This is a genomic window from Acidovorax sp. (assembly GCF_046339755.1).
Lineage (GTDB): Bacteria > Pseudomonadota > Gammaproteobacteria > Burkholderiales > Burkholderiaceae_C > Acidovorax.
The window spans coordinates 1-22356 of sequence record NZ_JBKDTZ010000307.1 but is presented as its reverse complement, the minus strand read 5'-3'; the positions used below and the strand labels follow the sequence as shown (position 1 = coordinate 22356).

Below are 22356 nucleotides of genomic sequence, written 5' to 3'. Positions count from 1 at the left end.
CGGGTGGGTGGGGTCAGTCGTGCGAGTTTTCGCTGGCATGCCAGCTGCCCAGGGCCAGGCGGGTGCCCCACGCCATCAGCGCGAACAGCGCCACGCCGGTCAGCGATATCAGCAGCAGCGCAGCGAACATGCGCGGAATGTTGAGCTGAAAGCCCGCCTGCAGGATCTGGTACGCCAGCCCCGCGCCCTGGCCGCCCGTGCCGGCCACGAACTCGGCCACCACGGCGCCGATCAGCGCCAGCCCGCTGGAGATGCGCAGCCCGCCGAAGAAATAAGGCAGCGCGCTCGGTATGCGCAGGCGCAACAGGGTCTGCATGCGCGTGGCGCGGTTGAGCTTGAAGTAGCTCTGCAAGTCCGGCTCCACGCTGCGCAGGCCCAGCGTGGTGTTGCTGATGATGGGGAACAGCGCCACCAGCGCGGCGCAGATCACCATCGACGCGGTCGGGTCCTTCACCCAGATGATGATCAGCGGCGCCACGGCCACGATGGGCGTGACCTGCAGCAGCACGGCATACGGGAACAGCGCCGTCTCGATGCGCTTGCTCTGCACGAACAGAAACGAGATCAGCACGCCCGCCACCGTGGCCACGGCAAAGGCCAGCACGGTGATCTTGACGGTGACCCAGAGCGAGCCGCCCAGGGCCGCCCAGTCGGTGAGCAGCGTCTTGAGCATCAGCAATGGCGAAGGCACCAGGTAGGGAGGCAGCTCCATGGCGGTGACCAGGCCCTGCCACAGCGCAATGAGCACCAGGCCCACCAGAACGGGATAGACCACGCGCTGCACGCGCGGCTGGGCCATCAGCGGCATGCGCGCTGCTGCAGGCTTGGCGGGGGCGCGGGCGGGCGTGCTGCGCTCGGCAGGCGCTGCAGCGGATGCGGCTGGAAACGGGGTGCTCATGCTGCGGTCTCCTCGGTGTCGGCGCTGGCGCGCAGCAGGCTGTCCTGCAGCTGCTTGGCATAGCGGCTGAATTCGGGCGAGACCATGAAGTCCGCCGTGCGCGGGTAGGGTGCGTCGATGCGGAACTCCTCCACCACGCGGCCGGGGCGCGCGGCCATCATGACCACGCGGCTGGACAGGAACACCGCCTCGTGGATCGAGTGCGTCACGAAAATCACGGTGAGCTTCTTCTTGCGCCACAGGTCCAGCAGATCCGCATCAAGTCTGTGGCGCGTGATCTCGTCGAGCGCGCCAAAGGGCTCGTCCATCAGCAACAGGTCAGGCTGGGTCACCAGGCCGCGCGCAATGGACACGCGCATCTGCATGCCGCCCGACAGGGCGCGCGGCAGAGCGTTGGCAAATTTCGACAGGCCCACCAGGGCCAGGGCCTCGGCCACCCGGCCATCGGCCTCCTGGCGCGGCACGCCGGCCAGGTCCAGCGGCAGGCGCACATTGGTCTGCACGCTGGCCCAGGGCATGAGCGTGGGCGACTGGAAGACAAAGGCCATCTTCTTGCCGCTTTCGTCGAGCTGGGCCACGGGCTTGTGCCACAGCTGAAGCCGGCCATCGGTGGGCTCCAGCAGGCCGGCCACCATCTTGAGCAGCGTGCTCTTGCCGCAGCCCGAGGGGCCGAGCAGGGTGACGAACTCGCCTTCTTCGATGGTCAGGTCCACCGGCAGCAGGGCCTGCGTGCCGTTGGGGTAGGTCTTCTCGGCCGACAGTACCTGCACGGCGGGCGTGGGGCGGTGGGTCGTCGCCGGGGCGGCGGGGGTGGGCTCAGCGGACTGCATGGGGTCGCCTTTCGATGGATGCGGCCCGCCCCGCTGCGCGCGGGGCCGGGGCCGCTGTTTCAGGGCAGGTCGGGCTTACGGAAGAACCTTGAGGTCCTTGACGAAGGCGGTGCTGTACGTATCGGCCAGCTTCACCTTGGCAGGGTCGATCAGCTTGGCCTCCACCAGGAAGTCGTAGCTCGCCTTGGCGCGCGCATCGGTCATCACGCCGATGCCCATGCTGGCCGCGTCGCCGCCCGTCACCATGCCCATTTCCTTGAGCTTGGCCACGCTGTAGGCCAGCTGCTCATCGGTCATGTTCGGGTTGTCCTTCTTGATCAGGGCGTTGGCCGGTGCCGGGTCGGCCAGGTAGCTCTTCCAGCCTTCCATGGTGGCCTTCACGAACGAGGCGACGGCGGTGCCGCGCTCCTTGACGGTCTTGTCCATGCAGCTCACCGTGGTGGCGTAGGCGGGGTAACCCTGGTCGCTGAACATCAGGGTGTTTGCCTTCACACCGGCCTTGGCGATGGCAAACGGCTCCGACGTCAGGTAGCCCTGCTGGGCGGTGTTCTTGTCCGCCACGAAGGGCTGGATGTTGAAGGTGTAGGGCCGCGTCTGCGCATCGTTGAAGCCGTACTTGGCCTTGAGCCACGGCCAGTAGCCGCGCTGGGCCGACGAGGCGATGAGGATGGTCTTGCCCTTGAGGTCCTCGAACTTCTTCACGTCCTCATGCGCGATCAGCACCTGCGGGTCCTTCTGGAACACTGCGGCCACGGTGGTCACCGGCACGCCGCCCTCGCGCATCTGGATCATCTGCAGGTCGCTCGACCCCATCACGCACTCGGCCTGGCCGGCCGCCATCATCTGCACGATGTTGACCTGCGGGCCGCCCATCTTGATGGTCACGTCCAGGCCGTACTTCTTGTACAGGCCGGTGGCCACCGCCTGGTAGAAGCCGCCGTGCTCGGCCTGCGCGTACCAGTTGGTCATGTAGGTGAACTTTTCCTGCGCGTGGGCCTGCATGGTGCCGGCGGCACCAACAGCGAGCAGCGCGGCTGCACCAAGTTTGGAAAGGCGGGAGGCGGTCTTCTTCATCATGGCAGTGCTCCGGTAGGTGGTGGAGGGGAACAGGGACGAAAACGGGGGAGGGATACGGCTGCGTTCGCAGGTTTCAAGCCAGGGCGGTGGAGTGCTCCACATGGCCCGTGTGGTTGGCGCGGCCCCAGGTGGCTTCGGGGCGGGCGGCCCAGCGCAGCAGGTGCAGTTCGGTGATGGCGGCGGCCCAGCTCACGGCCAGCGAATCGAGGATGGCGTGGCCCTGTTCCGCCGTGGCCGGCAGCGGGTCGCCGATGATGCCGCTGGGCCCGAAGTCGCGCGCACTCCAGGCGCAGGCGGGCCGGCCGTCGGGCGAGAGCAGGGGCGAGTCGAACACGGGCGGGTAGTTCACCACCGCGCGCTCCATGTGCACGGTGTCGGGGGCCAGGGCCAGCATCAGCGCCGTCTCGGCATGGCCGGCGTGCATGGCCAACTTCTTTTCTTGCTCCGACAGGTACTTGCCCGCCACGTGCGGCACGCGCCAGGTGAAGCTGGGCACCACGATGAAGTTGCCATGGCGCAGGCGCAGCTCGCGCGCGCACATCTCCATCACCTGCGGCTGGCCGCCGTGGCCGTTGACGAACAGCAGCTTGCGAAAGCCCGCGCGGTAGACCGACTCACCCACCTCGTTCATGGTGGCCAGCAGGGTCTCGCCGCTCAAGGTGACTGTGCCGGGAAAATGCAGGTGCTCCTCCGACTTGCCGTAGGTGATGGGCGCCATGGCAAAGGCGGGCACCTCGGCCGGCAGGCGCGCCAGGGCATGGCCCACCACACCCGCGCTGATCACCGTGTCCACCGCGCAGGGCAGGTGCGGGCCGTGCTGCTCCGTGGCGCCCGTGGGCAGCACGATGACGGTGTTCTCCTTGTCCGGCAGGTCGGCGATCTCGGTCCAGCTCAGGTAGGGCAGATAGCGGTGGGGCGGGGTGTAGCCGTGCAGCATGGGGCGGGTCTTTCGTGAAGGGGATGTAGAGGTCAGCGCAAGGGGAGGTAGGCGGTTGCTTCGACCTCGATCAGGATGTCGGCCGTGGGCAGCATGCCGGTGACCTCCACCACGGTGGAGGCCGGCGGCTCGCCCGGGAAGAACAGCTTGCGCACGCGGCTGTACTGGGGAAAGTGGTCCAGGTGCTTGAAGTACTGCACCAGCTTGAACACGTCGGACATCTGGCCACCCGCGGCCTCGATGGTCTGGCGGATGCGGTCCAGCACATACCAGCTCTGCGCCAGGATGGGCCCTTCCTTGATGTCGCTGCTGAACTCGCCCGTGCGGCCGATCAGCGTGGCCGCCTCGTCGGGGATGTCGGCATAGCCGCGCACGATGCGGCTGGCGGCGGGGTCCACGGCGATGATCCCGGACAGGAACACCAGGTCGCCCGCGCGGCGCCACGCGGCGTAGCGGGCCAGGGGCTGGGCGATGCCCGGGGTGGCGGGTGCAGTCATGCAAGGCTCCGTACAGGGATGGGGGAAGGAGAAGGCGTGGCGCCCGCCACATGCCAGGCAGCGCTGGCGTGCCCGCCGGCCACGCGGCCATCGCGCAGCACAACGCGCTGCTGCGTGCGCGACGGAAAGCCCCAGCCATCGGCCTGCTGGAAGACGATCAGGTCGGCCGGCATGCCGGGCTGCAGGGGCAGCGCATCGGGCCCGCGGCGCAGCCAGTCGCTGCGGCACAGGGCTTCGGACCAGCGGTCGAACGGCGCGTCAAGCTGCGCCGCCAGCACGCCGGTGGCCAGGGCCTCCAGCGGGTCCAGGCTGCCCACGGGGCAGAACGGGTCCTGGATGTTGTCGCTGGCCACCAGCACCGGTATGCCGCGCGCATGCGCCTCCTTGATGAGGGTGATGCCGCGCTGGCGCGGTGTGCGGCCCGTGGTGGCGTCCTGCAGCAGCAGGTTGGTGATGGGTAGGGTGACCAGGGTGATGGGGCAGCGCGCCACGGCGTCCAGCGTGGCCAGGGCGGTGGCCTCGTCCTGCGCGGCCAGCGCGCAGGTGTGGCCGCAGACCACGTGGCCGTCGAAACGCAACTCCTTGAGCAGCGCCGCCGTGGTGGCCAGGCCCTGGGCGCCGGGGTGCAGCTCTTCGTCCACATGCAGGTCCACGTTCAGGCCATGGTGCTGCGCGGCCTCGAACAGGTGGCGCAGGGCCTGCGCATCCCAGTTGGTGGAATGCACGAAGCCGCCCAGCAGCGCGCCCGGGCCGCTGTCGGCCACGGTGGCGGCCAGCCGCATGGCGGTGGTGCGCTCGGTGTAAAGGTGCAGGGGGATCAGGGCCACGCGCTCCAGCAGCAGGCGGCCAGTCCACTCGTGCGCCAGCGCGCGCAGCACATTCCAGGCAAGCGGCTGTGCATCGGGCTCCCACCAGTCGCAGTGGGTGCGCACATGCACCGTGCCGGCCTCGTACGCCCATTGCAGGGCGCGGCTGGCACGCTGGCGTATGTCTGCCTCGGTCCAGCCCTGGCGGTCCACCATCATGGCCTCGATGGCGCCCAGCAGCCCGGGTTTCACCGTGCCCATGCGCGGCAACGTAAAGGCCTTGTCCAGGTGGGTGTGCGCATCCACCAGGCCGGGCAGCACCAGGGCGCCGGCCAGGTCCCAGGTGGCACCTGCGGGGGCAGGCTGCGCGGCTTGGTGTGGCGCGATGGATTCGATGCGGCCCTGTACCAGGTGCACGTCGGCCAGCGCGGGCTGGCTGCCCTGGGCGGGCCACTGGCGTGGCAGAAGCCAGCGCGGCAGCCGTGCGCGCAGGATATGGTCGGGGGAGTTGGATGCGTGCATGCGATGGGTGCCCTTATGCAAAGCGCGCCATGGCCTGGCCCACGCGCGCCTTGAAGGCCGCCAGCCGCGGCGGCGTGGCCACGTTCATGTGGTAGTAGGCGTGGTAGTCCACGCGTGCTTTGCCGCCGGTCAGCAGGCGCATGTAGCGCGTGACGGACTTGCGCGGCGGATCGCCCATCAGCAGCGCCGTCCAGCGCGGGCGGCCATAGGTCACCACGGCCGAGATGCGCTTGATGTGCGTGAGCGAAGGCTTGACGTTCTGCGGGTCGCTGATGTCGAAGGCCACGCCAGGCATCAGCACCCGGTCGAAAAAGCCCTTGAGCATGGCCGGCATGCCGAAGCACCAGGTGGGAAAGCAGAACACCACCGCCTCGGCCCAGAGCAGCCGGTCCACATAGCCCTGCACGGGCAGGCGGTTGCTGGGCACCTCGTGGTAGCCCAGGCGCTCCTCGCGGCTGAGCACGGGGTTGAAGCCCTCGGCGTACAGGTCGCAGTCGTCCACCTCGTGGCCCGCGCCGCGCAGCTGCTGCACCACCTCGGCATGCAGGGCCGCGTTGTAGCTGGTCTCCACCGGGTGGCAATAGATCACGAGGATGCGCATGGGCGGGCTCCTTCTTCAAAGGTCAAGCGTGAGCGTGGGCCCGTGGCTGCGCGCGCAGCACACGGCCACATGGGTGGCCTGTTCCTCCGCGCTCAGGCAACTGTCGCGGTGGTCGGGCGCACCGGCCAACCAGCGCGTGGCGCAGGTACCGCACACGCCCTGTTCGCACAGGGTGTCGATGGCGATGCCTGCAAGCTGCAGCACGTCGGCCATGCTCTCGCCGGGCTCCACCGGCAACCGCATCTGGCTGCGCGCAAGCACCAGTTCAAAAGTCTGTTCCGTGGCGGGCAGCAGCGCTGCCGTGGCTGGGGTTTGCATGTTTGACCACTTGATTTGATCGATTGGTCAAACTATTGCAAATGCTGTGCCAGCAGGCTTTCGGGCCGTTGCTTGCTTTGCCCTGGGTCAAGGCGCCGTACAGGGGCTCTGCCACGCCCGCAAGCGTGCAGGCCTGTTCACTCTGGTGCGAAATCAGGGGCCAGGCCGCAGCCCAGCAGCACAAAGTTGGTGAGCTCGCGCACGATGGGTTCGCGGTCGATGGCCTCTTCGGGCGCCAGGCCCAGCATGATGTGCACCTGCACGCCATAGTCTGCGTAGTGCTGCGTCATGCCCCAGATCTGCATGAGCAAAAGGCGCGCATCCAGCGGGCGCATGCGGCCCTCGGCGATCCAGCGGTCGATCAGGTCCACCTTCTGCTGGGTGGACTTCACGGCCACGGGCCAGTAGCGGCCCAGGTTGCGCCCGCCGCCCAGCACTTCGGTGGTGAAGATGCGCGACAGGCCCGGGTTGTCCAGCGCATAGTCGAGCTTCTTGCGCACATAGGTACCCAGCACCTTCTTGGGGTCGTCGCTCTGGCTATCGAACTGGAAGGCGCCCGACCAGCCGTTGAGCACCGAGTACAGCAACTCCTCGTACAACTCTTCCTTGCTGGCGATGTAGTAGTGCAGCTGCGGCTTGGTCAGGCCCGCGCGCTCGGCAATCGCCTTGGTCGATGCACCCTTGAAGCCATGGCGGCTGAACTCGGCAATCGCCGCCTCGCGGATCGCGCCCAGAATGCGCTCGCGCCCCTGCTTGGAGCGGCTGAGCAGGGCGCCGGAGACATTGCTGCTGCCATCGGCTTCGGGTTCGGTCACGGAGGGGGCTTTGGGCGGCATGGCGGGGATTGTCGCTGGTCGCTCACGATTTCCAGAAGCCGACATGGGGGGCACTCGCCTCTTCGAGCAGGGCCGGGCCAATGCACTCGATGGCGTGCGGCGATGCGGCGAACACGTCGCGGCACGAGAGCTCGGCATCGCGCTGCTCCGCGCGCTCGCCGCGAAACTCGCGCAGCCGCACCGCATCGATGCCGAACACCACCCGCCCGATGCCCGACCAGAAGATCGCGCCCGCGCACATCACGCAGGGCTCGGCCGACGAATACAGCGTGGCCTGGGCCAGCGCATCGCGGCCCACGCGCGGGCTCAGCTGGCGCACCGCATTGGTCTCGGCGTGGCCGGTGCAATCGCCCGTTTCGGTGGCATTGCAGTAGGCCTCGGCCAGCAGCTCCCCATCGGCCCCCACGATGATCGCCCCGAAGGGCCGGTTGCCGCGCGCCCGCGCCGTGCACGACCAGGCGATGGCCTTGCGCAGGTAGGTGCCATCGGTGTCGTCGATGTCGGCAGGGTCGTCGAACTGGTGGTGCGGCACGGCGGCCATCAGGGCATGCATGGGTGTCTCCGTCAGGATGATCGGTTGCTGTTGCCACCGCTATGCATTTGGCATGCCACGAACAATGTGTGACATGTATGCATGCCTTTCCGGCCCCGGCCTCAGGTTTTCCACGCGCCCTGGTGCGAGGTCGAGCATTCCTCGATCCGCGCCGGCCCTATGCAATCGATGGGATGGGGCGAGCTGTTGAACACATCGCGGCAGAACAGCTCGGCATCGCGCTGGTCCAGCCGCTCGCCGCGGAACACGCGCAGGCGCACCGCGTCGATGCCATACACCACGCGCCCGATGTTGGCCCAGTAGATGGCGCCCGCGCACATCACGCAGGGCTCGGCCGACGAATACAGCGTGGCGCCGGCCAAAGCCTCGCGGCTGTGCACCGGGCTGGCCAGGCGCACGGCCGAGGTCTCGGCATGCGCGGTGCAGTCGCCGTTCTCGCCCGTGGAGTTCCAGGCCTCGGCCAGTACCTGGCCGTCGGCCGCCACGATCAGGGCGCCAAACGGCCGGTTGCCGCGCGCGCGGGCCTTGTCGGCCAGGGCGATGGCCTGGCGCAGGTATTTGCCATCGCGCTCGTCCAGGGGCGCCTCCTGCGGCAGCAGCTCTGCGGGGGCGGCGCCGTTCATGCCACCACCTTGCGGTCGGCCAGCGCGGGCAGGAAGGCGGCGTTGAACACCCGCTCGGGCGCAGGCTTGCGCGCCAGGTTGAACACGGCCGCCACCTCCTCGATCTGGTGCGCCAGCACGGTGCCCTGCACGCCGCCCAGGCCCACGGCCTGCGATTCGGCCGTCTGCAGATACTGGCGCGTGATGGCCCAGCGTTCGCGCTCCACGTCCATGTTCAATATGGCCTCGCGCGCCTTGATGGCGGCAAACGCCGCCTCGGGGTTGGCCAGCGTCTCGCGCAGCGCGCGGTTGCTGGCGCGCAGAAACGCCTTGGCCACCTCGGGCTTCTCCTGCAGCAGCTTGCCGGCCAGCACGGCATTGCCATACAGGTTCAGGCCCGCCTTGTTGTATTCGAGCACCGACAGATCCTTGGCCGGCACGCGCGCGAACAGCGACACGGCCGAGTCGTGGAAGTAGGTGGCCGCGTCCACATCGCCGCGCACCACCACGTTGTCGCGTGCGCTGAAGTCGGTGGTCACCCAGCTGAACAGCTCGGGTGGGGTCTTGAGTGCACGGGCCACCATGGGCCAGCTGCGGCGCGTGGACTCCACGGCGGCAGCCGCCACCTTCTTGCCCTTGAGCGACTGGAAGTCGGTGGTGATGCCCCGGTCCTTGCGGCCAATGATGACGAAGGGCGCGCGGTTGTAGTACTGGTAGATGGCCTGCACCGGCGTGTCTGCGTTCTGCGCATGGAACTCGGCCAGCGAGCTGATGTCCCCGAGGCCGATGTCGTAAGCGCCGCTGGCCACGCGCGTGATCGATGCGACCGAGCCCGAACCCACATCGATGCTCACGTCCAGGCCCTCGTCCTTGAAGTAGCCCTTGGCCTGCGCCAGAAAGAAGGGCGAGGTCTGGCTCGTCACGCGGAAGTCCAGCGTGAACTTGAGCGGGGTCAGCGTGCCCTGCGCATGCACGGCAGGGGCGCCCAGCGTGGCGGTGATGGAGGAGGCGAGGGTGGTCGAGAGAAAGCGGCGGCGTTGCATCAACATGGCGGTGGCCCAGGTTCGGTGGAATGTCCCGCACCCACAGGCGTGTGCCGCCGCGGGACCGGGTCGAACTGAGCAATTTCCGGGCGCCACCACAAGCAAGGGGTGGCAGCGCTGAACGCTTCTACTCGGCAGGGGCTGATGCAGAAAGCGTGCCCGGTGCCGCGAAAGCGCTGCGCCGCGCTGCGCGCCAGGCACGTTTTGCCAGGGGCTTACCTTGGCGCAATCCGCTGCAGGGCCTCTTGTGCGAAGGGCTGGCATGCGCCGAGCACGCGCCTGCGGTGCGCTGGCTTGGTGCGCCGGCGCCCTAGTTTGGTGAGCGCTGGCGCACGGAGTCGAACGGTGCCGTGGGTGCCCCTGTGGAATGCGCGACGGCATGGCTGGCCTGCCGTTTGCTAGCATCAGGGGTAAGAGTAGAAGCGTTCAGTCCAGCCCATCCGCATTGCGTGGACCGGCTGGCGGGTCATTGCTCTTGAAGCCGGTGGCGGCTTGCGTGCGGTGCGCGTGCCCTTTGAGGGCCTGCGCAGCCTGCGGGCCGTTGCCATTGTTCCCTTCAAGAGCCACATGGCGCCGCGCCGCTTCATCCTCTTCTGCGGCCTGCCGTGTGCCTTGTTTGCCATTGATCAACGAGGAAACCACGCCATGCAAAGCACTGCCACTCCCGTCTACGAACCCACCGTCGCCCCCGACGTGCTGGGCGAGCTCGAAAAAGAATCGCGCATGGGCGGCGCGATGGACGGCGAGACCTCCACGCGCGAAGTGCGCCGCATCGACATCTCCAACTTCGACGAGCGCAAGGAAGAAATCGCCGAGCAGCTGTGGGCCGCATCGGTCGACATCGGCTTCTTCCAGGTGACGAACCACGGCATCCCCATCGAAGACATCCGCGCCGCCTTCACGCGCGCAGAGGCCTTCTTCAACCAGCCCAAGGACACCAAGGCCCAGTGGCCCCTGTCGCGCAACTCCGGCTGGGAGCACAAGGCGCAGATCCGCCCCTCCACGCGCACGCCCGACCAGAAAGAGTCCTACCAGGTCACCCGCCCCCGCATGGCCGGCCTGTGGCCCACCGAGGCCGAACTGCCCGGCTTCCAGGCCGCCACGCTGGCCTTCGAACACCAGTGCTGGGAGGTGGGCATGCGCCTGCTCTCGTGCTTTGCCTACAAACTGGGCTTCGACGCCGACTTCTTCACCCGCGCCCACAACCCCAATGTGCCCACCTACCAGAGCACGCTGCGCATGCTGCATTACTTTGCGGTGGACCCGGCGCTCAAGGACGAACTGGGCCTGTGGCGCGCCGGCGCCCACACCGACTTCGACTGCCTCACCCTGCTGTTCCAGCGCCCCGGCCAGGGCGGCCTGCAGGTGCTGCCCGGCAAGGAGGCCGAGGGACGCCAGTGGACCAGTGTGGAGCCCGCAGAGGGCGTGATCACATGCAACATCGGCGATATGCTCACGCGCTGGAGCGACGACCAGCTGCCCAGCAATTTTCACCGCGTGCGCAACCCGCTGCCGCACGAGTACCAGGGCGCACGCTACAGCCTGGCCTTCTTCTGCCAGGCCAATGAAGACGCCGTCATCGAAGGCCCTGCGAAGAAGTACCCGCCCATCACCGGTGCCGAATACCTGCGCCAGCGCATCAGTGCGAACTTCTCCAACAAGTACTGAGTAAGGGAGTGGGCGCGCGGCGCTCGCTCAGGTCCCGCCGCGCATCCACAGGTAGGCGACCACAGTCGCCACCAGCACCACCGCCACCACGATCCAGTTGCCCACACCGCCACTGGGCTGCTGGCCGGGCGAAAGTCCGGGCGCTGCTGCACCCATGCCGATGGATGCCGGCTCGCCCATCGACTGCTCGATCGCATCGGCCCGATCCTTGGCGTCCTTCAGGCCCAGCCCCTCATGGTCGCGCAGCAAGCGAATGGCCTCGATCTTGTTGCCCTCGGTCAGGGCCTGGCGCACCGCGTCGGGCACATGGAAGCAGTCGTCCAGCGGCTGCGCCGCACGGGCCGCCACCGGCACTGCCTCGCCACGCTGGTGCGCGTCGATCAGGTCCTTGGCTTCCTTGAGGCCCAGGCCCGTGGCCGCACGCAGGCGCTTGATGGCCTCGATGAGCTGGCCGTCATCGATGGCGGCAAGCACGTCGGGCGGGAGGGTGGGGCCGGTGTGGGGCATTGCAAGTCCTGTGTGGTGGGGACCGGGGCTTTGTACCACGCACCTCCGAATGCCCATGCAGACCGAGGCGAAGCCAGTCCGTGCCCGCGTGAACAAGTTCTCAAGACATCACCTACCGCCAACTTGTGCCCCCGCCTCTGGCCATCGCCCGATGCCATGGCCGAATACATCAACGCCCTGGCCGCGCTGAGCGACACCGTGCTCCCCGGCCCCGCCGAAGGCCGCCAACTCTCCGGCCGCCACACGGCCGAAGACATCGCAGCCCTTTTTCTGGAGCGCGGCGCCAAGCAGGTCGTCGTCAAGTTCGGGCCTGAGGGGGCTGAGAGCGGATAGCAAAACTCAGCGAAGCGGTTCTGGCTAGGCGCTGTGTCGCAGGCAGTACGAGTAGTACGACAAGACGCGGCAACGACGCCAGAAGAGCTTTGCTAGCCGCTCTTACTACGCGCAACGCGATGGCGCATCCTGCATCGCCCCCGGCCTGCGCGTGGAGCGCGTGGTGGATACCGTGGGCGCTGGTGACGGGTTTGCGGTGGGTGTCGTCAGCGGCTTGCTCGAAGGCTTCACCCTGGCCCAGGCGGCTGCCCGTGGCAATGCCATCGGCGCGCGCGTGGTGCAGTTTCCGGGGGATGCGGATGGGTTGCCTACGCGGGCGGAGTTGAGGTGAGGTGGGGCTAAACAGCGCGAATCACTACTAGATGCAGAGAGCCGCCATCAAGTTCTGGCTGGTCGATGACTCTTGAATTCGATAGCAGTCATTGAGACGCGCTCAATCTGAACTTCTGCTTTACCCCCTCCCCAAAATTAGGTATTGAGGATGCCCATTGCCCTGGATGATTGTCGAACGGGTGCTATGGGCCAAGATCGGAAGCTGATAGGGCATGCTTACCCTCTGGAAAGCGGCCATTCAAAGTTCGCTAGTGTCTAAGTGAACTCCTTGTTGCGACTGCTCTAACGTTCAAAGCAGCGGCGAGAGATGCTCTAAAAGACCATAGCGCCCATCGTCGTCAAGACCAGTGAACATTTCGATGTGGGCTAGCTTTTCAATCTCGGCTGGAGGGTCTGAGTTTTCAATGACAATTACCTGAAGCTTGTCCCCCAAGCTGGCGAGGTGCCGGTAAAACTTTTCTGCGAGGCTCGTTTGCTTCATGGCTATTTCGTCTGGCGAAAGGGCGCCATGCTTCGATTTCGGCTCGCGGTAGGCTAGAAGCGGCGTATCCAGAACAAGGAATCCGGGATGCGGTAGATCGTTGTCGATGCAATGAATGATGACGGCTACTTTAAAGGCGGCGTGCATGACGGCCCGCACGCCTTTGCCATTCGCCGAACGCTTCTTTCCTCCGACCGTGATGTCATTGGCATCCCCATCGAACAGCACTTTGTCGGCATCAGGGAAGCCCCAGGCCGTCAAGACTTTTTTGACGGCCTCGCCGAAGTCAAAAAGGACCGTTGAATCCGGCCCAACCGGTGGCGCGTCGTTTTCGCGCTTCGTCTGTGTAGCGTCGATCTCTTCACGACGTTTGGCGAAGCTGTTACGACGCTCGTATAGCCCGATCAACTTGTTGAGTTGCGCACGTTCGACGCTGAAGCTCTCGTATGTCGTCCGCAGGGAAGCCTCGCTAGGCCGAAGTGCCTGGATGAGACGGTCGAATGCCTCAGTCTCGTTTCGCAGTGAAGCGATCCTGGCCGCCAGGTTCTGGCTTTCAAAAAGCAGCGATTCCATCTCGTGTTTGAGTTCCCGCTGCTCGCGCTCAATCTTTCGAGCCTCGGCAGCGGCAGCCAGATGCGCCATCGAGATCTCCTCGGCTGCATGGAAGTGCTTCTGAGCGGCTTGAGGCGCTCCGCAGACGGGACAGTCGCGACCGGTCATGGCGGTCAGCAACCTGCCTCCCTCCTCGATCGCATGCAGACGATCTAAATCTGAGTTGTAGACCGCCTGTAGCTTGGAAAATCGCTCAAGCGTTAGTTCAAGATCCCTAGCGCGCGCGGATAGCTCGTCCGCGCCGTCTTTCGCGGTGCGTCGCTCCAGAACAAGGCCGTCCAACACTATCTGTGCATGTTGTATTGCCTGGAAGGTCGCTTCACTGGTCACTTCAATCTCCGCGAGCTTAGTCCTTGCTGCAAGCATGTTCATTGGCGGATCATTCAGCTCGGCGTCAAGCTGTGCGAGCAATTCGTCGATCAACTCCAGCTTGCCCTTTTTGGCTGCCACCCGAGCCGACTCAGTCGTCCCGTTTGCTGCAGATGAGTCGTCGGTGCCAGTGAGGAGCAGCTTGAAGATGTTCCTTTCCAACGTGCGCTTTGAGGGAATGCCGGACAAGAACACCGGGCTGCCCTTAGCCATAATGTCCTGCTCGCCCACAACGAAGTATTTCGACAGCAAGCGAACCGAGAACGACTCCTTTTTCCCGCTAACGTTGGTCACAATCCACCGGCCCTGAAGGCCCAGTGCCTCCAATATCCGGTAGGAGACGGTTTTCTTGTTTTTGTGGCTGTGTCTTCCTCCAAGAACTTCGCCGCGACCTTTCGCATCAGACATTACGAGGCCAGGATAGATCTTGAGATCACCGCCCCTTGTCGGCCGATACAAAGTGAACTCGCCTTCATTCGCTACCGTTACGCCAAGCCAGACGGCGTCATAGGCTTTGATCTCGTCAGTTTCTTCAAGTTTGGCGGCCGCGCCCAGCGCGAAGAGTACCACCTCAGCCGCAAAAGACTTGCCGGTATTGGAAGCGCCGTAGACGATGTTCAGACCATCGACGAACTTCAGCGTGGCCGGCGAGATGTTGGGTCCTGTGAATCCGATATGACGCAGTCGAATGCCGACGATCATGGGCTCGCTCCATCCTTGTTTTCTAGCCGGAAGTCGGCGGTCCACCGACCGATGCGGCTTTCCATGACGGTTCGGATCTCGTTAGTGGCCATGCCGGCAAAGCGAAGCGCCATCCATTGCGCCCGCTCTTTAAGCGCGAGCGAGTAAGGTGACTGAAGGAGTTCGAGGTAGGCCGGCGCATCCTCGCTGGCGCCATAGGCGATTCCATCCTCTGTCTCAAAGACATCGACGAGATGGACCTCTTGCATCAAGCGCAGGCTTTTCTCCACCAACTGGCGTCGTACGGCCAGTTCCCCAGCGCGATTAGGCAAGTCTGGATGCAGGCTTTTCGGCGCATCCTGGCCATCTAGGTCACCCGTGTGCACCACCAGATGGTCCAACCAAGTCATCTCTAGAAGGTCGCAGCGGCGCGGGTAGAAAGCCTCAAGGATGGCCAATGCGCGGATCCCCGTCTCCAGGGTACTGTTGAATGGATGGGCGCGGAACGGCATACCATCTACGCGTCCCATGGCATGACCCCCTCGTTGGCCAGCATGTGGCAAGTGCCTTGCTTGACTTGAGGTCCAGCATGCTTACCAAGGACACCTGTGGCATGTAGCACGGCTGCTTGTTGCATCACTTGGTTGACGCGCATGAACTTGTTAGGATGATCTCCCTGATGGACATCGACCACTCCGTGATAAATCTCGTGGCGAAACTGCTCCATCAGCTCCGGGGGAGTGGAGTCTCGATAGAAGCGGTCAAATGCCGTAGCGTCGAAAAAACGGGTACGTTGGCGTGAGAGGTGGGGGCCGATCTGTGGGCAGACTAACGCGGCTTGCGGATCCGGATAGTTGCTGGGGCCGCGCTCGTTGTAAGCCGTCAGAAGCTGGCCAAGGTATGCTGACTCGCTTGCCTCAATGACAGCGGGCACTACTCCGCTCGGTCCTTTACCGGGGTCTGCGCCGAACCATTTAACTAGTGCCGCCATACAAGCGGGATCCTTGGCTAACTTCGAAGCGTCGAGGTAGTCGATCTTGGCGAAATCGAACTCCTTGATTTGGGCTTCGATTGCCGGGCTCAGCTTCACGACTTGGCCTTGTACTAGGTAGCTTGCGATGAGCTTGTCCCACCGATCAATGAACGCTTGCTTGAACTTCGCCGGATCCGATATGAACGCCAATGCCGGGCGCACGACACCCTTTGGCGCGACGAAGACATATGCACGCGGCAGTGAGTAAGCACCGGCGGCCGCGTGCATGAATATTTTCCCCAGCTCTACAAAAAGAGACCTCTCAGACAGCTTGCTTCCGAGCTGTTTGCATTGAAAGTTATCCCAGAGCCCACCCATACGCTGGCTTGTGACATAGCCTGTGACGTCGCGGCCAAGATCCCCAGTACCACTCCATCGTTGGTACGAGTGATACTCCTTCGAGCGCTGCTGGATCCAGTCCTCGACGAAGCTCTCAAGCTGAGCCGGTGTTAGCACGAAGATCTGTTGGGCGTAGTTATGCAAATGTTCTCCTCCCAGTCAAATCCTTGTTTGCTCCATTGCTCGGCGCGTTGATGATAGTAGGGTTCAGGTCGTTTGCTACTGCGCAACTTTGCAGGAGGTGCGACTGCCGAACGAAGCGACTCAACGGCGTGTGGTGAAGCACTGCGGGCAGTTCGTCCGGCTTATTCGCCGGAACGACCGTTGGTCCGAGGAAACCTGAGCTGCTGAACGCGGTGAGCAGCCCATGGGAAACGGTAGGTGGAGCGTCGTGAATTTTGCTGACAGCGGTTGACTATCAAAAAATTATCACTGACCAAATGAGTGCAATTTTTCCTTGACTGTGAGCTAGCGCGGGTGCGGCTATCACCTGCCTCTCGTGGAGAGGTCTTCTCCTGAAGGATGATTTTTATCACCCCACAGGCAATTGCGAGCAGCGGTTGATATTGCGATGTGCCAGCCGATGAGCGGATGCATCGACGTGATGAAGGAACTCGAAGAGGCATGCTTCAAGGTGCGACCTACAGATACGCACAGATGGCAAAGTGGATTCCCTTTGGTCAGCTAGTAACCTGTTCTCGCTGATAGTATCTGAGCCATTTCAATAGTGTAGATTTTTACTTGGCAGTCGTCCGAAAATTAACATGAATCAATTGATCGAGCACCTTGAGCCATGGCTCATGATCGCGGTTGACTGGTACCACACGCTAAGCAATTCATCGTGGTGGCCGATGGTAGTTGCCGTCTTCGGGCTCTTGGGCACTTTGTTTGGAGCTGTCCGTGGCGTAACAGCCGTCAAACAATACAGGTTTAAGAAGCAAGCCGCGAAAGCGCATGCTTTCCAGGATGAGGAGGCGCGGCTGAAATGGTTCCAGCCGCAGGACTTTCTAGCTGCGGCACAAGACTATCTAGAACCCTACTGCTCCAATGTAGATCCAAGTGATCGTGAAGACCTTCGAAATACAGTGGCCGTGCGAGAGCCCGTGCTCGCTGCATTGGACCGAGAGCTTGACGCTGAGGACAACCGTCACATCCTAGTCCTCGGCGATTCGGGGATGGGAAAGACGACTTTGATGTTGAACCTCGTTTCGCGGGAGCAACGGCGCCGCACAAGTGCACGCCGTCTGGCCCTAATTCCACTGGGCGAACCTGGTGCTCTTGATGCCATTCGCGCTATTCCTGCACAGCGCGAGACGATCTTGCTTCTAGATGCACTTGATGAGGACCCGCGTGCAATCGAAGATGCAAGTGCGCGCATGTCGGAAATCATGACAGCTGCTTCGGCTTTCAAGAAAGTAGTCATGACATGCCGAACGCAGTTTTTTGCCTCTGATAGTGAGATCCCACAACAAACCGGGCTAAAGCGACTCGCTGCGCGCAGGGCCGGTGAACCAGTTGGGTATCAGTGGCGTACCGTTTACCTTGAGCCTTTTGACAGAAAGCAGATCGATAGCTATGTGCGAAACGCGATTCCCTGGTGGAAGCTAGATCAGCGTCGAAAGGCGCGCCGTATCGTTGCCGACGTTTCCGATTTGGCGGCCAGACCGATGCTGACTGCATTGATTCCCGAGTTGGCAAAATCAGACCGGGAAGCACACACCCTTTGGGACTTGTATGCCTTCATGGTCGAGCAATGGATCGATCGCGAAAGTAGCTGGATTGCTCAAGATGCTCTACGCAAGCTCTCAAAAGCCATTGCAGTGGAAATCGTACTTCAGCGCAAGGCGCGTGGTGGCGAGAGAGTCTCGAAGGCTCAGCTTACGCAGCTTGCTGAGGAGCAAAATGTGCTCATAGAAACTTGGAAGCTGACCTCGCGCTCTCTCTTGAACAGAGATGCTGATGGTCTGTTCAAGTTCGCACATCGCTCTATTCTCGAGTACTTCTTTGTGGAGTCATTCATCCAAGGCGACAAGCGTTGCTTGAACGTGAAGTGGACGGACATGATGTGCGATTTGTTTCTGAGTTGGGGTATGTCGACTCAGGCGGACGATGCGTCGGCTCTTCACCTGCTGGAAATGGATTTTCGTGAAACTGGCCTCTTTCCGATCGTTGATCGTCATGAGCCCTCCACGAGGATTGATGCGATTTGGGCAAAGAAGGCTTTGTCGGATCGTGACACAACGGCAAGGCGAAGCAAGTTTCCGAACTCTTGGCGCATCGCCGTAGCTCATGTCATCCGACGCATGACCGTGCTCCGTGCCTATGACTTTGCTGATGGGCTCGTCTGGCAGATACAGGATACGCATGAGATACTGGATCGAGACGAACGGTGGATTTATCACTGCGATAGGTTTTCGCTTCGGGGGGTAGATGCGAAGAAACGCGAATGGGCGGTCGTGGACCTATACGAGTTGGAGCTGCTTTGCGATATCCTCGATAAACGAGATATCCTGTTTGCTGCAATTGACCAGAGAGAGCTTTACTGGCTATCAGACACGGACGGCGTGTACTCGACTTTGGCTCGCGTACGCACAAACGAGAACAGTCAAGCGGAGATTTTTTCTGAGTTGGAACTACTGCACAGTGGAAAAACTAGCGCTAATCGCACATATGTGATTGATGTCTATCGAGTGGTCACCAAGAGTCTGACCGTAGGGAAGATTCGAGCCATGTCGGTCCTCGCGCATCACGGCGATGCTGCTGCCATGCACGCAGCCGATACAGATGCAATAGCCACGACGTCGTGGGACATCGCGCGCGGGCTCAGGACCCCAGTATCTAAGGAGCGACTTGCCTAAGATTGCCTTGGGCGGCGTTGAGTTTGAATAATTTCAACCCCTATATGGGCTTCTTGCTACCGGAGGTCCGTGGAATGAACAGCTACCACGGATCGTTCGTTAGTGCCCGCGATCGTTTTGCTGTGTATGAACGCTGTACCGCCCCACCGGCGGTGCTTCAAACGCCCAAATCTACCTAGCCCCCACACCCCCATCCCCGCCATCCCAGCCAACTTCTGCAAACTCGACCGCTTCTCCAGACACGCCTTGTACTCCGCCTGCCGCACCTTCTCCTGCGCCAGTTGCGCGGCGCGGGCGCGCTCGGCCTGCAGCTGGGCAATCCGTTCGCGGACCTGGGGCATGGCGGCCAGGGCGGCCTTTTCTCCTTCGAGAATGGTGCTGGCGCGTTGGGCGAAATCGGCGAGGCCGATGTCCAGCACCTGAGGGCGGATCACCACGTCGGCGCTGGCGAGTTCGGCCTCGCCCAGCTTCTGGCCCGTGATGGCGATGGACTGGCCCAGCGCGCCCAGCATGTCGCCGCGAGCCTAGCCGCAGGTCGCCAGCTGGCCGACTACCCCGTGGCCTGTTGGTGAAACAGCAGGTGTGCTCAACTCCAGATCCAGGGCCGCAGCTCCTGATCTCTCTGCTGAAACGCCAATATCTCGCCGGCTTTCTGCTTCGTCACCCCAATCGCATCCAGCCCTTCGAGCAGCATCTTGCGCTCTTCGGCTGGCACGTCGAAGGCCAATTCCCGGCCATCAGGCAGGCGCACCGTGCAGGTCCTGAGATCGACGGTCAGGACCAGGGTGCCGGTGTGTGCGGCCTCGCCGATCTGCTGAACGTCTTCGGGTGCGAGCGTGACCGGGAGAACACCGTTGCGAAAGCAGTTGTTGTGGAAGATGGCGCCGAACGACGGTGCAATCACGCAGCGCAAGCCGAACTGGCGAACCGCCCACGCCTATTTCACACCGGCCGGCGCCGGGCACCCCTCGCCCATGCCCGCCATTCCCGCCAGCTTCTGCAGGCTTGACCGCTTTTCCAGGCAGGTCTTGTGTTCTGCCTCTTGCACCTTCTGCTGCGCCATTTGCGCAGCGCGGGCGCGCTCGGCCTGCAGCTGGGCAATCCGTTCGCGGACCTGGGGCATGGCGGCCAGGGCGGCCTTTTCTCCTTCGAGAATGGTGCTCGCACGCTGGCTGAAGTCGGCGGCGCCGATGTCCAGCACCAGCGGGCGGATCACCACGTCGGCGCGGGCCAGCTCGGACTCGCCCAGCTTCTGGCCCATGATGGCGATGGACTGGCCCAGCGTGCCCAGCATGTCGCCCGGCGACTTGCCGCGCGCCTTGTTGGAGATGTCCACCGCCACCACCACGTCGGCGCCCAGCTGGCGCGCGGCGTCCACGGGCACGGGGCTCACGATGCCGCCGTCCACAAAGTGGTACTTGCCGATGGTGACGGGCTGGAACACCCCTGGCACGCTGCTCGATGCGCGCACGGCCTGGCCGGTGTTGCCGCGGGCGAACACGGTGCGTTCGCCGTCCTCCAGGCGCGTGGCCACGGCCACGAAGGGTTTGGCCATCTGCTCCAGGCTCTTGCGGCCGACCTGTTCGTTGACGTAGTCCTCGAGCTTCTTGCCCACCACCAGGCCACCGGACGACAGCTGCAGGTCGCGGATCTTGGCTTCATCCAGCGCCACGGCTTTTTCCTGCATGTCAAAGGCGTTCATGCCACTGGCGTACAGCGCACCCACCACGGCGCCCGCGCTGGTGCCCGAGACGACGGCGGGTGCGAAGCCATTGGCCTCCAGCATCTTGATCACGCCGATGTGGGCAAAGCCCTTGGCCGCGCCGCCGCCCAGGGCAATACCGACCTTGATGGGGGCGGGCGCCGCTCCCGTTGCCGCAGTAGCAGGGGCGGCTGTTACTGCCGGGGGCTGGCTGGGGGTGGTGCCGCCGCCGCATGCGGACAGGCCGGCCACGGCCAGTGCAAGCGCCAGGGGGCGCAGAAAAGTGTCCAGGCGCATGGTGCCGAAAGATCCTGTGGTTACAGGGCGGCGAGTATATCGACGGGTGCTTTCCGGCGTTGCCGCCAGGGTTGGCCGGCTCGGCTTGGCTCAGCGCCAGAAGTCGCGGTGCAAGGCCGTGATCTCTGCTTCGAGCGCCAGCACCGGGCCCAGCACCTCGGTGGCGCGCTGGCCGGCGGCAAAGACCGTGCGGCAGGGCAGGTCCAAGGTCGGGTTCTCGGGGTGGTCGCCGGTCAGCGCCTTCAAGGCCGACTCCTCCGCGCCATACAGCACCCGGCCGATGCCGGCCCAGTAGATGGTGCCTGCGCACATGGCGCAGGGCTCGAAGGTGGTGACCAGCGTGCACTGCGCCAGGTAGGCCCCCGGGTAGTTGGCCGCGGCCGTGCGCGCCAGCGTGCTCTCGGCATGGTTCACCGTGTCGATGTTGCCCTGCTCGGCCAGCACGGTCTCGCCGTCGGGCGCGACCAGCAGGGCGCCAAAGGGGTGGCGACCCATGCCCATGGCGCGCTGCGCCACGGCGTTGGCGCGGCGCAGCAGGGTGGCGGCCTGGGCTTCGCTCAACGCCATCGTGTTATTCGCCTTGCGAACCGCGGTGTGCCCAGCCGGTGGTGCGCTTTTCGACCCAGCTGAACAGCTCGTACATCACCATGGCCATGGCGCCCACCACCATCAGGCCGGCAAAGGCCAGGCCCATCTGCATGGACGAGCCCGCGCTGATCAGCAGGTAGCCGATGCCTTCGTTGGCGGCGGTCATCTCCGACACGGTGGTGCCCACGAAGGCCAGGGTGATGGCCACCTTGAGCGAGCCGTAGAAGTACGGCATGGAGCGCGGCAAGCCCACCTTGGTGAGCACGTCCCAGCGCTTGGCGCCCAGCACGCGCAGCACGTCTTCCAGCTCGGGCTCCAGCGTGGCCAGGCCGGTGGCGATGTTCACCATGATCGGGAAGAAGCTGATCAAGAAGGCCGTGAGGATGGCCGGCCCCACGCCAATGCCGAACCACACCACCAGAATGGGCACGAAGGCCGCCTTGGGCAGCGCGTTGAAGGCCGTCATGAGCGGGTATACGGCGGCATACGCCAGGCGCGATGATCCGATCAAAAAGCCCAGCAGCACGCCGACCACGATGGCGAGGCCAAAGCCCGCCATGGTGACCCAGAAGGTGCGCCAGGCATGGGCGGCGATGACACCGCCAAACTCCACCAGCTGCGTGCCGATGGCCCAGGGGCTGGGGAAGATGAATTCCGAGACATTGAAGGCCGAGCAGATGATCTGCCACAGCAAAACAATGGCGACGAGCAGGATCCAGGGGGACCAGCGTTCCGCGGTTTTCTTGTGCATGGTGTGTCTGGATGCCTATCTATTGCTGGATGGGGGCGCCGCTCTTGCGCATCGCGCCAATGTGGCCGCGCAGCTCGTGCACGATGTCGGTGAACTCCTTGGTGTAGGTGATCTCCAGGTCGCGAGGGCGGGGCAGCTCGATGTCGCGGCGCACCACGAAGCGGCCGGGGCTCTTGCTCATCACGTACACCGTGTCGGCCAAAAAGACCGACTCGCGCAGGTCGTGCGTCACCAGGATCACGTTGAACTTCTGCTCGGCCTGCAGGTCGCGCAGAATGCACCAG

At 64.0% G+C, this 22356-nt stretch carries 22 protein-coding genes and 4 pseudogenes; 3 read left to right on the top strand and 23 right to left on the bottom strand.

What is annotated here, in order from left to right; translation table 11 throughout:
* Positions 1–13 precede the first annotated feature (13 nt).
* From ACK59X_RS26555 to ACK59X_RS26495, 13 genes are all read right to left on the bottom strand, one after another.
* Entirely contained in the window at positions 14–898 is an 885-nt protein-coding gene (locus tag ACK59X_RS26555; protein WP_409961526.1) for an ABC transporter permease, read from the bottom strand.
* Positions 895–1728 carry an ABC transporter ATP-binding protein gene (locus ACK59X_RS26550; protein WP_409961525.1) on the bottom strand — a complete coding sequence of 278 codons (834 nt, stop codon included), beginning with the start codon at positions 1726–1728 and terminating at the stop codon, positions 895–897. Before ACK59X_RS26550 ends, ACK59X_RS26555 begins: the two co-directional genes overlap by 4 nt.
* A gap of 75 nt (positions 1729–1803) precedes the next feature.
* Entirely contained in the window at positions 1804–2802 is a 999-nt protein-coding gene (locus ACK59X_RS26545; protein WP_409961539.1) for an ABC transporter substrate-binding protein, read from the bottom strand.
* A 76-nt stretch (positions 2803–2878) separates the two neighbouring features.
* On the bottom strand, positions 2879–3742 hold the full coding sequence (locus tag ACK59X_RS26540; RefSeq protein ID WP_409961524.1) for a creatininase family protein: 864 nt from the start codon (positions 3740–3742) through the stop codon (positions 2879–2881).
* A gap of 32 nt (positions 3743–3774) precedes the next feature.
* Positions 3775–4239 (bottom strand): RidA family protein, encoded by a 465-nt coding sequence (locus ACK59X_RS26535; protein ID WP_218340398.1) that lies wholly within the window; start codon positions 4237–4239, stop codon positions 3775–3777.
* Positions 4236–5567 (bottom strand): amidohydrolase family protein, encoded by a 1332-nt coding sequence (locus tag ACK59X_RS26530; protein ID WP_409961523.1) that lies wholly within the window; start codon positions 5565–5567, stop codon positions 4236–4238. Before ACK59X_RS26530 ends, ACK59X_RS26535 begins: the two co-directional genes overlap by 4 nt.
* A 13-nt stretch (positions 5568–5580) precedes the next feature.
* Entirely contained in the window at positions 5581–6168 is a 588-nt protein-coding gene (locus ACK59X_RS26525; protein ID WP_184856903.1) for an NAD(P)H-dependent oxidoreductase, read from the bottom strand.
* Positions 6169–6183: 15 nt separating this feature from the next.
* A complete protein-coding gene (locus ACK59X_RS26520; protein ID WP_409961522.1) occupies positions 6184–6486 on the bottom strand; it encodes a 2Fe-2S iron-sulfur cluster-binding protein in 303 nt (100 codons plus the stop codon).
* Positions 6487–6623: 137 nt separating this feature from the next.
* Positions 6624–7322 (bottom strand): TetR/AcrR family transcriptional regulator, encoded by a 699-nt coding sequence (locus ACK59X_RS26515; protein WP_409961521.1) that lies wholly within the window; start codon positions 7320–7322, stop codon positions 6624–6626.
* A gap of 22 nt (positions 7323–7344) precedes the next feature.
* Entirely contained in the window at positions 7345–7875 is a 531-nt protein-coding gene (locus ACK59X_RS26510; protein WP_409961520.1) for a nucleoside deaminase, read from the bottom strand.
* A 101-nt stretch (positions 7876–7976) separates the two neighbouring features.
* Positions 7977–8498: a nucleoside deaminase gene (locus tag ACK59X_RS26505; protein WP_409961519.1), complete on the bottom strand. Its 522-nt coding sequence runs from the start codon at positions 8496–8498 to the stop codon at positions 7977–7979.
* Entirely contained in the window at positions 8495–9520 is a 1026-nt protein-coding gene (locus ACK59X_RS26500; protein WP_409961538.1) for an ABC transporter substrate-binding protein, read from the bottom strand. Before ACK59X_RS26500 ends, ACK59X_RS26505 begins: the two co-directional genes overlap by 4 nt.
* 426 nt (positions 9521–9946) lie before the next feature.
* The gene (locus ACK59X_RS26495; protein WP_409961518.1) at positions 9947–10171 is read right to left on the bottom strand and encodes a hypothetical protein; all 225 of its coding nucleotides are present in this window, start codon (positions 10169–10171) and stop codon (positions 9947–9949) included.
* Here ACK59X_RS26495 and ACK59X_RS26490 point away from each other — a divergent pair.
* Positions 10166–11188, top strand: a complete 1023-nt coding sequence (locus ACK59X_RS26490; RefSeq protein WP_409961517.1) for an isopenicillin N synthase family dioxygenase — start codon at positions 10166–10168, stop codon at positions 11186–11188. The two genes, ACK59X_RS26495 and ACK59X_RS26490, sit on opposite strands and share 6 nt — an antisense overlap.
* 27 nt (positions 11189–11215) lie before the next feature.
* Here the strand turns inward: ACK59X_RS26490 and ACK59X_RS26485 are convergent, their stop codons facing one another.
* Positions 11216–11695: a ribosomal protein L7/L12 gene (locus tag ACK59X_RS26485; RefSeq protein WP_409961516.1), complete on the bottom strand. Its 480-nt coding sequence runs from the start codon at positions 11693–11695 to the stop codon at positions 11216–11218.
* 120 nt (positions 11696–11815) lie between these two features.
* Between ACK59X_RS26485 and ACK59X_RS26480 the strand changes: the two are divergent.
* A pseudogene (locus ACK59X_RS26480) lies at positions 11816–12359 on the top strand (carbohydrate kinase family protein); the annotation flags it as partial.
* A gap of 291 nt (positions 12360–12650) precedes the next feature.
* On the opposite strand, the gene ACK59X_RS26475 reads toward ACK59X_RS26480, so the two are convergent.
* From ACK59X_RS26475 to ACK59X_RS26465, 3 genes are read right to left on the bottom strand one after another with little or no spacing between them, the layout of a single operon-like run.
* Complete coding sequence (locus ACK59X_RS26475) at positions 12651–14525, bottom strand: hypothetical protein (RefSeq protein ID WP_409961515.1); 1875 nt, start codon at positions 14523–14525, stop codon at positions 12651–12653.
* Positions 14522–15034, bottom strand: coding sequence for an ABC-three component system middle component 2 (locus ACK59X_RS26470; RefSeq protein ID WP_409961514.1), 513 nt, complete (start codon positions 15032–15034; stop codon positions 14522–14524). Before ACK59X_RS26470 ends, ACK59X_RS26475 begins: the two co-directional genes overlap by 4 nt.
* A complete protein-coding gene (locus ACK59X_RS26465; RefSeq protein WP_409961513.1) occupies positions 15022–16020 on the bottom strand; it encodes an ABC-three component system protein in 999 nt (332 codons plus the stop codon). The genes ACK59X_RS26470 and ACK59X_RS26465 overlap by 13 nt, the downstream gene beginning before the upstream one ends.
* Before the next feature lie 620 nt (positions 16021–16640).
* Here ACK59X_RS26465 and ACK59X_RS26460 point away from each other — a divergent pair.
* The gene (locus ACK59X_RS26460; RefSeq protein ID WP_409961512.1) at positions 16641–18734 is read left to right on the top strand and encodes an NACHT domain-containing protein; all 2094 of its coding nucleotides are present in this window, start codon (positions 16641–16643) and stop codon (positions 18732–18734) included.
* 191 nt (positions 18735–18925) lie between these two features.
* Here ACK59X_RS26460 and ACK59X_RS26455 read toward each other — a convergent pair.
* The 6 genes and pseudogenes from ACK59X_RS26455 to ACK59X_RS26430 all read right to left on the bottom strand — a co-directional run.
* A pseudogene (locus tag ACK59X_RS26455) lies at positions 18926–19252 on the bottom strand (patatin-like phospholipase family protein); the annotation flags it as partial.
* A 68-nt stretch (positions 19253–19320) separates the two neighbouring features.
* Positions 19321–19659: pseudogene (locus ACK59X_RS26450) on the bottom strand (3-isopropylmalate dehydratase small subunit); the annotation flags it as partial.
* 12 nt (positions 19660–19671) lie between these two features.
* Entirely contained in the window at positions 19672–20733 is a 1062-nt protein-coding gene (locus tag ACK59X_RS26445; protein ID WP_409961511.1) for a patatin-like phospholipase family protein, read from the bottom strand.
* Between the two features lie 90 nt (positions 20734–20823).
* Positions 20824–21300 carry a nucleoside deaminase gene (locus ACK59X_RS26440; protein WP_409961510.1) on the bottom strand — a complete coding sequence of 159 codons (477 nt, stop codon included), beginning with the start codon at positions 21298–21300 and terminating at the stop codon, positions 20824–20826.
* Positions 21301–21304: 4 nt separating this feature from the next.
* Positions 21305–22072 carry an ABC transporter permease gene (locus ACK59X_RS26435; protein WP_409961509.1) on the bottom strand — a complete coding sequence of 256 codons (768 nt, stop codon included), beginning with the start codon at positions 22070–22072 and terminating at the stop codon, positions 21305–21307.
* Positions 22073–22091: 19 nt separating this feature from the next.
* Positions 22092–22356 (bottom strand): annotated as a pseudogene (locus ACK59X_RS26430) (ABC transporter ATP-binding protein); the annotation flags it as partial.

Excerpts from the sequence above, each read along its gene's own strand:
- ACK59X_RS26445 (WP_409961511.1), bottom strand. The coding sequence starts at position 20,733 with ATGCGCCTGGACACTTTTCTGCGCCCCCTGGCGCTTGCACTGGCCGTG.
- ACK59X_RS26545 (WP_409961539.1), bottom strand. The coding sequence starts at position 2,802 with ATGAAGAAGACCGCCTCCCGCCTTTCCAAACTTGGTGCAGCCGCGCTG.
- ACK59X_RS26530 (WP_409961523.1), bottom strand. The coding sequence starts at position 5,567 with ATGCACGCATCCAACTCCCCCGACCATATCCTGCGCGCACGGCTGCCG.
- ACK59X_RS26470 (WP_409961514.1), bottom strand. The coding sequence starts at position 15,034 with ATGGGACGCGTAGATGGTATGCCGTTCCGCGCCCATCCATTCAACAGT.
- ACK59X_RS26440 (WP_409961510.1), bottom strand. The coding sequence starts at position 21,300 with ATGGCGTTGAGCGAAGCCCAGGCCGCCACCCTGCTGCGCCGCGCCAAC.
- ACK59X_RS26485 (WP_409961516.1), bottom strand. The coding sequence starts at position 11,695 with ATGCCCCACACCGGCCCCACCCTCCCGCCCGACGTGCTTGCCGCCATC.
- ACK59X_RS26475 (WP_409961515.1), bottom strand. The coding sequence starts at position 14,525 with ATGATCGTCGGCATTCGACTGCGTCATATCGGATTCACAGGACCCAAC.
- ACK59X_RS26520 (WP_409961522.1), bottom strand. The coding sequence starts at position 6,486 with ATGCAAACCCCAGCCACGGCAGCGCTGCTGCCCGCCACGGAACAGACT.
- ACK59X_RS26535 (WP_218340398.1), bottom strand. The coding sequence starts at position 4,239 with ATGACTGCACCCGCCACCCCGGGCATCGCCCAGCCCCTGGCCCGCTAC.
- ACK59X_RS26500 (WP_409961538.1), bottom strand. The coding sequence starts at position 9,520 with ATGCAACGCCGCCGCTTTCTCTCGACCACCCTCGCCTCCTCCATCACC.
- ACK59X_RS26550 (WP_409961525.1), bottom strand. The coding sequence starts at position 1,728 with ATGCAGTCCGCTGAGCCCACCCCCGCCGCCCCGGCGACGACCCACCGC.
- ACK59X_RS26540 (WP_409961524.1), bottom strand. The coding sequence starts at position 3,742 with ATGCTGCACGGCTACACCCCGCCCCACCGCTATCTGCCCTACCTGAGC.
- ACK59X_RS26510 (WP_409961520.1), bottom strand. The coding sequence starts at position 7,875 with ATGCATGCCCTGATGGCCGCCGTGCCGCACCACCAGTTCGACGACCCT.
- ACK59X_RS26515 (WP_409961521.1), bottom strand. The coding sequence starts at position 7,322 with ATGCCGCCCAAAGCCCCCTCCGTGACCGAACCCGAAGCCGATGGCAGC.
- ACK59X_RS26505 (WP_409961519.1), bottom strand. The coding sequence starts at position 8,498 with ATGAACGGCGCCGCCCCCGCAGAGCTGCTGCCGCAGGAGGCGCCCCTG.
- ACK59X_RS26435 (WP_409961509.1), bottom strand. The coding sequence starts at position 22,072 with ATGCACAAGAAAACCGCGGAACGCTGGTCCCCCTGGATCCTGCTCGTC.
- ACK59X_RS26490 (WP_409961517.1), top strand. The coding sequence starts at position 10,166 with ATGCAAAGCACTGCCACTCCCGTCTACGAACCCACCGTCGCCCCCGAC.
- ACK59X_RS26525 (WP_184856903.1), bottom strand. The coding sequence starts at position 6,168 with ATGCGCATCCTCGTGATCTATTGCCACCCGGTGGAGACCAGCTACAAC.
- ACK59X_RS26460 (WP_409961512.1), top strand. The coding sequence starts at position 16,641 with ATGAATCAATTGATCGAGCACCTTGAGCCATGGCTCATGATCGCGGTT.
- ACK59X_RS26555 (WP_409961526.1), bottom strand. The coding sequence starts at position 898 with ATGAGCACCCCGTTTCCAGCCGCATCCGCTGCAGCGCCTGCCGAGCGC.